The organism is Streptomyces sp. NRRL WC-3549, from assembly GCF_000721935.1.
GTDB lineage: Bacteria > Actinomycetota > Actinomycetes > Streptomycetales > Streptomycetaceae > Streptomyces.
The window spans coordinates 148,395-157,482 of the sequence record NZ_KL585386.1; the positions used below are offsets into that span (position 1 = coordinate 148,395).

2 protein-coding genes and 1 pseudogene are annotated in these 9,088 nt (G+C 75.0%); all 3 read right to left on the bottom strand.

From position 1 onward, the window contains the following. Positions 1 to 16: 16 nt before the first annotated feature. Positions 17 to 790, bottom strand: coding sequence for an MFS transporter (locus IH13_RS45975; RefSeq protein ID WP_420713339.1), 774 nt, complete (start codon positions 788 to 790; stop codon positions 17 to 19). 88 nt (positions 791 to 878) lie between these two features. Further along, positions 879 to 1,490: pseudogene (locus IH13_RS45980) on the bottom strand (MFS transporter); the annotation flags it as partial. Then, positions 1,487 to 9,088, bottom strand: a 7,602-nt coding sequence (locus tag IH13_RS36760) for a non-ribosomal peptide synthetase (RefSeq protein WP_037840795.1), incomplete at its 5' end; no start/stop codon positions are given. The pseudogene IH13_RS45980 and the gene IH13_RS36760, both read right to left, overlap by 4 nt.

A 9,088-nucleotide genomic window follows, 5' to 3' on the forward strand; every position in this document is an offset into this window, starting at 1 on the left:
CTCCCGGGCAGCGGGCTCAGCCCGGCTTCGCCGCCCGGGTCCTGGGCAGTCTCGTGGCCCCGGCGGCGGCGAACAGGCAGAAGCCGAGCACCCACCAGAAGGTGTCGGCGAACGCCGATGAGACTTCCGGGCCGCGTGCGGACAGCCGGCCCTCGAGGACCACGGCCAGGGCTGCCGTACCCACCGAACCGCCCACGGTGTTCAGCAGGTTGAGCGCCCCGGCGGCGCGCGGGAGCTGCTCGGGCTCGATGCGGCTGTAGACGATGTTCATCACGGGCGCGCCGACCATCGCCATCCCGAGGCCGCGCAGCACGAGCGACACGGCGATCACGGCGTCCGGGACGCCGTGGCCGAGCTGGGTGAAGGGCACGGTGCCCGCGACGATGAGCACGATCCCACTCACCACGAGGGTCCTCGGGGCGACCTTGTCGATGGTCCGGTTGACCAGCACCGACCCCGCTGCCGCGCCCAGCCCCTGGGGGGCGAGCAGCAGCCCGGCCTGCCACGCCGTCAGGCCGCGGCCGGTCTGGAAGTACAACGGCAGCAGGAACGTCGTGCCGAACACCGAGGCGCCCAGGACCACCAGCGCGAGAGCGGCGGCTCCGAAGGGCGGCCGGGCGAACAGCCGGGGGTCGACCAGCGGTGTGGCGCGGGTACGCAGTCCGTGCACGGTGAAGCCCGCCAGCATCACGACGCCGGCCGTCACGCCGGCCGCGGCCGGGAGGGTGCGGCCGTGGGCCACTTCGGTCAGCCCGTACACCAGCACGGCCAGGCCCGGCGAGAGCAGCACGGCACCCCGCAGGTCGAACGCCGTCCGCCGCGTCGACGGCGGGACGCGTCGACGGCGGGACGGCGGGGACGTGGCGGAGGGCCAGCAGCGCGGCGACCGCCCCGATCGGCAGGTTGACCAGGAACAGCCACGGCCACGGCGCCACGCTGAGGATGGAACCGCCGGCCAGCGGACCGAGCACCGGGGACAGCAGCGGGACGACCGCGACGACACTGATCACCCGCCCGGTGCGGTGCGGGCCCGCGACGCGGGCGAGCAGGGCCTGCCCGGTCGCCGGCAGCAGTCCCCCGCCGAGGCCCTGGAGCACCCGGAACACGATCAGGCTGGTCACGGACCAGGCCAGCGCGCACAGGACCGAACCGAGCAGGAACACGCCCACGGCAGTGAGCCACGTCCGCCTGCCGCCGAACCGGCCGGCCAGCCAGCCGGACGCGGGTACGGCGGCGACGACGGCCAGCAGGTAGGCGGTGGTGACCCACTGGATCTCCGCGACCGACGCGCCGAACTCCTCGGTCAGGGCGTCGATGCCGACGCTGACGATGGTGGCGTCCAGCGAGGCCATGAAGGTGCCGAGCACCAGGACGAACGCGACCCGCAGCAGCTGCCGGTCCACCTGGCGGCCGGGGGGCGCGGCCTCCCCCGCCACCGGTCCCCCGGTGGGGGCGCTGTTCTCCGGTTCCCCGGCGGTGTCCGCGCTCATCGGTCCTCCAGGAGGTCGAGCACGTCGGCGTCGAGGTGCTTGTCCAGGGTGCGGAGCAGGTCGAGCAGTTCCCCGGCGAGCCCGTCGACGTCCACCCCGGCTCGGTGGGCGAGCACACCGGTCCAGCCGTCGCCGTCCGGCATGACCGTCAGGGTCACCGGGTGGTGCGTGGCCTCGCGGAAGCGGGTTCCCAGGACCGTGAGGCCGGGGGCGGGCTCGCGGAGGCGGTCCGGGTCGACCGGGTAGTTCTCGAACACCACCAGGCTGTCGAAGAGCCTGCTCCGGCCGGTCAGCCGTTCCAGGTCGGACAGGGCGACGTGCTGGTGCTCCACCAGTCCCCGCTGCCGGGCCTGGAGAGCGGTGAGCGCGTCGGCGAAGGTGCCGTCGAGCCGGGCCCGTACGGGGACGGTGTTGGCCAGCAGCCCGATGATCTCCTCGACGCCCTCCAGCTCCGGGGGACGGCAGGCGACCATGGCTCCGAAGCAGACGTCCGTGCGTCCCGAGCGCCGGGCGAGCAGGACCGCCCACGCGCCCTGCACCAGCGTGTTCCGGGTCAGGCCGCGCGCCGCGGCCAGCCGGCCGAGCTCGGCGACCAGGGGCGCGTCGAACGCGATGATCTCGGGTTCCAGCCAGGCCGGTCCGGGTGTGCCGCCGCCCAGGTGGTCGCCTTCGGGCAGTCCGTCCAGCTCGGCCGCCCAGGCGGCGAGGTCGGGCTCGTGGTCGGCGCACCAGCGCAGGTAGTCGGCGAACGGCACCGGGGCCGGCAGGTCCGGGGCCTCTTGGCGGGTCCTGGCCGTGTAGAGGGCGAACAGTTCGGTGAGGATGCGCGGGGCCGACCATCCGTCGGAGAGCACGTGGTGCGTGGTCAGGACGAGATCGGCGCGCTCGGGGCCGCGCCGGATCACGGTCAGGCGGACCAGCGGGCCCGCCGCGAGGTCGAAGGGCTCGGCCAGATCGGCCGCCAGGACCTCCTCGGCCGGCCCGTCGTCGACCCGGAAGTCCGGCCGGGGGGACGTGGGGATCACCCCCAGGGAGGCGGGGAACACGGCACCCAGGTTCGGGTGACGGGCCAGCAGGTCGTCGCCGGCGGCGCGCAGGGCGTCGACGTCGAGCGGACCGGCCAGGGTGAACGCCGACTGCACGGTGTACGGGTCGGGGCGCTCGGTGCGTGAGTGCCGCAGCATCACCTCCTGCAAGGGGGTGAGCGGCTGCACCTCGGCGACCTGGCGGCCGGGGCCGAGCGCACTGATCTCGGGTGCGGCGGCGGTGGACAGGAGCGCGGTCCGCAGATGCCCGGCGAGGTCCTCGATCTCGGCGGCCGTGTACAGGGCGGACGGCCAGGTGACGCGGACCCCGAGCGCGTCGTCGCGTACCAGGGCGTTGACCATCAGACCGTACGGCAGCGGCATCGCGTCGGAGCCGCCCGATCCGAGCGGGTCGGCGTCCGGGGGCGCCTGCCACGGGGTCTCCTCGGCCGGGGCCCCGGGGTACTGGCCGAGGTAGTTCCAGGCGATCTCCGGTTGCACCGGCTCCAGCAGGCCGGCCGTGGTGAGGATGCCGTGTCCGAGACCGTCGCCCTGGGCGCGCAGCCGCTCCCTGACCTCCCGTACGTCCTCGTCCGGGTCGAGCAGCACGGGGTGGACGGCGGTGAACCAGCCGACGGTCTGGGACAGGTCGACCTCGCGGGGGCGGCCGTGGCTCTCCAGCGCGACCAGGAGCCGGGGCACCGCGCGCCAGTCCCGTACCGCACGGGCGAGCGCCGTCAGCAGCACGGCGTCCGGCGTGGTGCGGTAGGCGGCGGGCAGGGTCGTGACGAGGGCGTGGGTCGTCTCCGCGTCGAGCCGGAACTCGTGGTGCTGCGCGGTGGCCACGGTGTCCCGGGCGGGGTCGAGCGGGCGGCCGAGTGCCGGGGCGGCCGTCATCCGCCGCCAGTGCGGCAGTTCGGCGCTCCGGTCGGCGTCGCGCAGCGTACGCGCCCAGCCGAGGAAGGACTGGCCGTGCCGGGCCGGCACCCCGCCCGCGTGGGCGTGCTCCACGTCGTCCAGCAGGACGCGCCAGGACACCCCGTCGACGACCAGGTGGTGGGCGATCAGGACGAGCCGGCCGGGACGGTCCGGCCCGGCGTCCACCCATACCGCGCGCAGCAGCGGGCCGGTGCGCGGGTCCATCGATGCCCGGGCCGCCGCGGTCGCGGAGTCGGCCGCGGCCCGCAGTCCGTCTCCGGCCGCCCGGACGCGGGTCAGTACGTCGGCTCCGGTGACCGCGCCGGCCGGCGGGATGCGCAGCACGTCGCCGTCGAGGTGGGCCCGCAGCACGTCGTGACGGGTCAGCACCGCGTCGAGCACGGACCGCCAGGACGCCTCGTCGCCCCCCGGCGGCACACAGATCTCCACCCACTGGCAGAAGCCGTCCGCGGCGGCCCCCGCGCGGCGCAGCAGGTCCCGCATGACCGGGGTCAGCGGGGCGTCGCCGACCGCGGGCGCCTCGCCGCCGTCGAGGTCCCGGGCGCGGGCCGCGATCCCGGCGACCGTCTCTCCTTCGAACACGTCGCGCGCGGTCAGCCCGAGCCCCTGGCGCCGGGCCCGCGAGACGACCTGCAGCGAGACGATGCTGTCCCCGCCGACGGCGAAGAAGTCGTCGTCGAGGCCGATGTCGTCGGTGCCCAGGATGGAACGGAACACGCCGAGCAGGACCGCTTCGGCCTCGGTGGCCGGTTCGCGGCGGGTGGTGAGCGCGGTCTCCGGGGCGGGCAGTGCGGCGGTGTCGAGCTTGCCGCCGGGGCTCAGGGGCAGCCGGTCGATCGGCACGAGTGCCGTCGGCACCATGTGGTCGGGGAGCGCGCCGGCCAGGAACGCGCGCAACTGTGCGGTGTCCAGGTCGGCGTCGTCAGTCGGGATGACGTAGCCGACGAGCCTGCCCTCCCGCACGACCACGGCGCAGGCCCGCACGTCGGGGTGGCTGGTCAAGGTGGTCTCGATCTCGCCCAGTTCGACGCGGAAGCCGCGGATCTTGACCTGGTGGTCGGCGCGTCCGAGGAAGACCAGCTGTCCGTCGGGCCGCCATCGCACGAGGTCTCCCGTGCGGTAGAGCCGCTCCCCCGGCAGGCCGAACGGGTCGGCCACGAAGGTCGCGGCGGTGAGGCCGGGGCGGCCGAGGTAGCCGCGGGCCAGGCTGGGGCCGCCGAGGTACAGCTCGCCCGTCACCCCGGTGCCGACCGGCTGGAGGCCGCCGTCCAGGACGTAGGCGCGGACGCCGGGGTCGGGGCGGCCGATGGGCAGCGGGCCGGCGTCGTCCGGGTCGTAGCGCCACAGGGTGGAGTTGATGGTGACCTCGGTCGGCCCGTAGGCGTTGAAGAGCGCCCTGCGGCCCCGTCCCCAGCGTCGCGCCAGTTCCGGGTCGAGGCGTTCGGCGCCGACGACGAAGAAGACGTCCGGGTCGACGGTGCGGTCGTCCGGCATCGCGGCCAGGAACGAGGGCAGCAGGTTCACCCCGGTCACCCGGTGTTCGGCGATGTAGTCGAGGAGTTCGTCGCCGGGGACGCGTACCTCCTCCGGGGCGATCACGGACGTACCGCCGGAGAGCAGCGGCACCATGGTCTGCCAGAACGCGACGTCGAAGCTGGTCGACGCGAAGTGCAGGTAGCGGTCGTGCTCGGTGACGCCGACGACCTCCTCCTGGAGGGCGATCAGGTCGGGCACGCCCCGGTGGGTCACGCCGACGCCCTTGGGCCGCCCGGTGGTGCCGGAGGTGTAGATGACGTAGGCGAGCGCGTCGTCGGTCAGCCGGGAGCGCGCCTCGGCCGGGTCGGTGTCCGGCATCGGGGCGAGGGTGGCGGGGTCGTCCAGGCGCAGGACGGGTACGTCGCGGTCGACGGGCAGTTCGGCGCCGGTCGTCACGGCGGCGGCCGGGGCGATGTCGTCGAACATGAAGGCAAGCCGCTCCCGCGGGTAGCTCGCGTCCATCGGGACGTACACGGCGCCGGCCTTGGCCACGCCGAACAGGGCCACGGTCAACTCGACGTCGCGGCCGAGCAGGACCGCGACCGGGTCCTGGGGCCGGACGCCCCGCGCGATCAGCGCGTGGGCGACCCGGTTGGCCCGCCGGTCCAGCTCGGCGTAGCTGAGGCTGCGGTCGCGGCAGACCAGGGCCTCGGCGTCGGGCTTGCGGCGGACCCAGGCGGCGAACTCATCCAGCCAGTGGCCGCGGGCCTTGGCGGCGACGTTCCGGGTGCCGGTGCGCAGCACCCGCTCCCGCTCGTCGGGACCGAGCGCGGGCAGCCGGACCGCCGGACGGGCCGGGTCGTCGACGAGCTCCCGCAGGAGGTTGTGCAGCCAGCGCCCGTAGTCGCGGACGGTCGCCTCGGTGAAGGCGTGCGGCTGGTAGCCGAGGCCGATGGTGATCTCGTCGTCGGGGATCACGATGACGGTCAGCGCGTAGTGCGTGGCGTCGGTGATGTCCACACCGGTCAGGTCGAGTCCGGGGGCGAGCGGGGTGCGCCTGCGGCTGGACAGCGGGAAGTTCTCCATCACCAGCATGGTGTCGAAGAGTTCGCCGATGCCCGTCACCCGCTGGATCTCGGGCAGTCCGACGTGGTGGTGGTCGGCCAGGGCGACGCTCTCGGCGTGCACCTGGGCCATGAGTTCACGGGCCGTCGTGTCCCGGCTGTGCCGGACGCGTACGGGGATGGTGGTGCCGAGCTGACCGATCATCGCCTCCACCCCGTCGACCTCCGCGGGTCGTCCGGAGACCGGGCCGCCGAACACGACGTCGAGGCGTCCGGTGAGCCTGCCCAGCAGCAGGCCGTACGCCGTCTGGAGCACCGTGGTCAGGGTGACGCCCTCCTCTCGGGCGAACGCGCGCAGCCGGTCGCTGAACTCGCGTCCCAGCGCGACGGTTTCGCGGCGCGGCCGTTCGACGGCGGCCTGGGCGCTCGCGGGGGCCAGCCGGGTCGCCTCGTCCAGGCCCGCGAGGGCGTCGCGCCACGCGGCGAGCGACGCCTCCTTGTCCCGGCCCGCGAGCCACCGGTAGTACTCCGACAGCGGTGGGGCGGCGGGCGCGGCGGGGCCGCCGCCCAGTTCGGCGTAGATCGCGAGCAGGGTACGGCCGACGAGGGGCATCGACCAGCCGTCGAGCAGGGCGTGGTGGTTGGTGATCACGAGCTTGTGCTCGGCGGGCCCGACCCGGGAGAGCAGGAAGCGGATCAACGGTGGCCGGCCCGGGTCGAAGGGGCGCTCCAGTTCGGCGCGGGCCGCTTCGGCGAAGTCGTCGTCCACCCGCCAGTCCAGGGCGACGCCGGCGGGGATGACCTGCACCACGTCGTCGCCCGCCGTCCCCAGGTACACGCGCAGGGCGGGGTGGCGGCGCAGCAGTTCGCGTGCGGCCTCGGCCATCCGGTCCGGGTCCAGATCGCCGGTGAGGGTGGTCACGGCCTGGACGACGTAGACGTCCGTCTCGTCGGTGTCGCGGACCAGGGTGTGGAAGGAGAGCCCGACCTGGAGCGGGGTGGCGGGCAGGACGTCGGCGATGCGGCCGGTGCGTTCGAGGGCGTCGATGGCGTCCTGGTCGAGGCCGACCAGCGGGAGGTCGGACGGGGTGAGGCCGCCGTCGGTGCGGGAGGCGTGCTCGGCCAGCGCCTCCAACGCGGTGTTCCACGCCTCCTGCAGGGCCGCCACGGCGTCGGTGGTGAGCACCCGCGTCGCGGCGGTCCACTCGACGGCGAGCCGGGGCGCGCCCTCCTCGTGGACGAAGCAGTTGAGGGCGAGCACCTGCTCCAGGGCCTTGGCGTCGGGCTCCGTCACCGCGAAGGCGTCGCGCTCGGGCAGCCGCCATCCGGTGGCGGTCAGCGGGGCGAACCGGCCGAGGTAGTTGAGCAGCACGTCCGGCGGCGGCGTGGCCGAGAGTCCGGGACCGGTCTCCGGGTCGAGGTGGCGCAGGACGCCGTATCCGACGCCGCCGTCGGGGACGCCGCGCCGGGCCTCCTTGGCGGCGCGCAGCATCCGTCCGACGTCGTCGGACGAGGGGACGCGGACCGGGTATTCGCTGGTGAACCAGCCGACCGTACGGGAGAGGTCGAGGTGTTCACGGCCGTGGCCCTCCATGGTGACGGTCACCGCGTCGCCGGACAGCCCCCAGTTCCGCAGGGTGAGCACGAGCGCGGCCAGCAGCACCTCGTCGGCGCCGGCGCGGTACGCGGCGGGCAGGGTGGTCAGCAGGGCCTCGGTGACCTCGGGCGAGGCCACGGTGACCGAACGGTGGGCGGTCGCGACCGTGTCCTGTGCCGGGTCCAGCGGCCGGGCTCCCAGCCGGGGGGCGGAGGCCAGCGCGGTGCGCCAGTGGTCCAGTTCCCCCCGGCGCGCGCCGGACGCGCCCTGGTCGGCGAGGAGCAGCGCGTGCCGGCGCCAGGACGCCCCGACCGGTTCGAGGGTGCCGCCGGTGCAGGCGGTGTGCAGGTCGGGCAGCAGGATGCGCCAGGACACGCCGTCCATGGCGAGGTGGTGGACGACGAGGACCAGCCGGTCCGGGGCGCCGTCGCCGGTGCGGAGCAGGGCCGCCCGCAGCAGGTCGCCCGTCCTCGGGTCGAGTTCGCCGGCCAGCCGCCGGGCGAGGGCGGTCGCGTCGTCGCCGTGGACCTCCTCCACGACGGCACGCACGGTGCCCCGGGGCAGCACCTCCAGACCGTCGGCCACCCGCAGCCGCAGGGCGTCGTGGTGGTCGAGCACGGCCTGTACGCCGGTGACCAGGGCTTCGCGGTCCAGGGCGTCGACGCCCAGGGCGGTCCACTGCGCGTACCGGGCGACGGTGTCCACATCCGGATGCGGGTCGAGCAGGCCGCGCACGATCGGCGGGGCGGGCACGGCGCCGGTCGGCTCGTCCACCGGCTCGGCCGCGGTCTCCAGCAGTTCGGCGGAGGCGGCCAGGGCGGCGAAGCTACGGCGTGCGAGCAGGTCGCGTGGGCGCAGGACGAGGCCGGCGGCCCGCAGCCGGCTGCTGACGGTGATCGCGGTGATGCGCACGTCGAGTTCGGCGTCCATACGGGCGAGCAGGCGCACGATCAGCAGCGAATGACCGCCGAGGGCGAAGAAGTCGTCGTCCACACCGACGCGTTCGACGTCAAAGGTGTCGGCGAGCACGGCGCACAGCAGGCGTTCGCGCTCGGTGCCCGGCTCCCGGCCGCCGCCGGCCGACGCGGGAGCGGGCAGGGCGGCTCGGTCGAGCTTCCCGTTGGGCGTCAGGGGGAGTTCGGCCAGCACCACGACCGCCGAGGGCACCATGTGGTCGGGCAGTCGCCCGGCGAGGTACGCCCGCACGGCGTCCCCGGTCACCGAGGCGGACACGACGTAGCCGACCAGCCGGGACGACAGCACCCTGGCGGCGGCGGCGCCGACCCCGGGCACGGCGGCGAGGGCCGCTTCGACCTCGCCGGTCTCCACCCGGTGGCCGCGGATCTTGATCTGACCGTCGCCCCGGCCGGCGTACAGGAGACCGCGGCCGGGCACCCAGCGGGCCAGGTCGCCGGTGCGGTACATCCGTTCGCCGGGGGCGCCGAACGGGTCGGCGACGAAGCGCTCGGCGGTGGCACCCGGCCGGCCGAGGTAGCT